Origin of the sequence: Sciscionella sediminilitoris (genome assembly GCF_000737195.2) — a bacterium.
GTDB lineage: Bacteria > Actinomycetota > Actinomycetes > Mycobacteriales > Pseudonocardiaceae > Sciscionella > Sciscionella sediminilitoris.
The window spans coordinates 1-951 of the sequence record NZ_JALM01000181.1 but is presented as its reverse complement, the minus strand read 5'-3'; the positions used below and the strand labels follow the sequence as shown (position 1 = coordinate 951).

At 67.4% G+C, this 951-nt stretch carries 3 protein-coding genes; all 3 read left to right on the top strand.

What is annotated here, in order from left to right; all coding sequences use genetic code 11:
• Window positions 1–303: SAM-dependent methyltransferase (locus AD72_RS38025; RefSeq protein WP_197285177.1), on the top strand; the 303-nt coding region annotated here is incomplete at its 5' end.
• Entirely contained in the window at window positions 243–641 is a 399-nt protein-coding gene (locus AD72_RS35020; RefSeq protein WP_197285176.1) for an SAM-dependent methyltransferase, read from the top strand. The genes AD72_RS38025 and AD72_RS35020, both read left to right, overlap by 61 nt.
• A 2-nt stretch (window positions 642–643) precedes the next feature.
• A partial coding sequence (locus AD72_RS35015) for an SAM-dependent methyltransferase (protein ID WP_037348442.1) occupies window positions 644–951 on the top strand: 308 nt, incomplete at its 3' end.

Below are 951 nucleotides of genomic sequence, written 5' to 3'. Positions count from 1 at the left end.
GCCGTGGAGAACCGGCACTTTCTGCGGCGTGCGGTGCGGTTCGCCGCGGAGCAGGGGATCCGGCAGTTCCTGGATCTGGGTGCCGGTATTCCGAACGTGAACCCGACGCATGAGGTGGCGCGGGCGGTCAATCCGGACACCAAGGTCGTGTACGTGGACAGCGAACCGGTCGCGGTCATCGAGGCGCGCCGAAAGCTGGAGGGGGACCAGAATCCCTTGTCGTGCAGGCGAAACTCCAGGACGTGGACACGGTTCTGCAGCAGTCGGCCGCCCTGTTGGACTTCAGCGAGCCGGTCGCGGTGATGATGGTGGCGATCCTGCACTTCGTTCCCGAGGAGGACGATCCGAGGGGAATCGTGAACCGGTACGCGGAGGCCACCGCGCCGGGCAGTTACCTGATCGCCTCGCACGGCACCGCGGAGGGGCCCGCCGGTGAACGGGTGGGACAAGCCGCCGCACAGTACGAGGGCAAGGCGAACTATTCGGCGCATCTGCGTACCAAGGAGGAGTTCGCTGCGATCGTGGCAGCCTACGAACTCGTGGAGCCCGGTATCGATTGGACGAAATCGTGGCGCCCGGACGGAGCCCTGACGTCGGGCGAGGAGGTCGCGATCTACGCGGCGGTCGGGCGGAAAGACTGAACATGGCGGAGGAGCCGGAGATCGACACCGACACACCGAGTGTGGCGCGGGTCTACGACTACTATCTGGGCGGCGGGGCGAACTTCAAGGCGGACCGGGAGCTCGCGCGGCGCACGATCGAGGTGCTGCCCGAGGTGCGTGCCGCGGCGACCGCGAACCGGCATTTCCTGCGGCGTGCGGTGCGGTTCGCCGCGGAGCAGGGGATCCGGCAGTTCCTGGATCTGGGTGCCGGTATTCCGAATGTGAACCCGACGCACGAGGTGGCGCGGGCGGTGCACCCGGACGCGAAGGTCGTGTACGTGGACAGCGA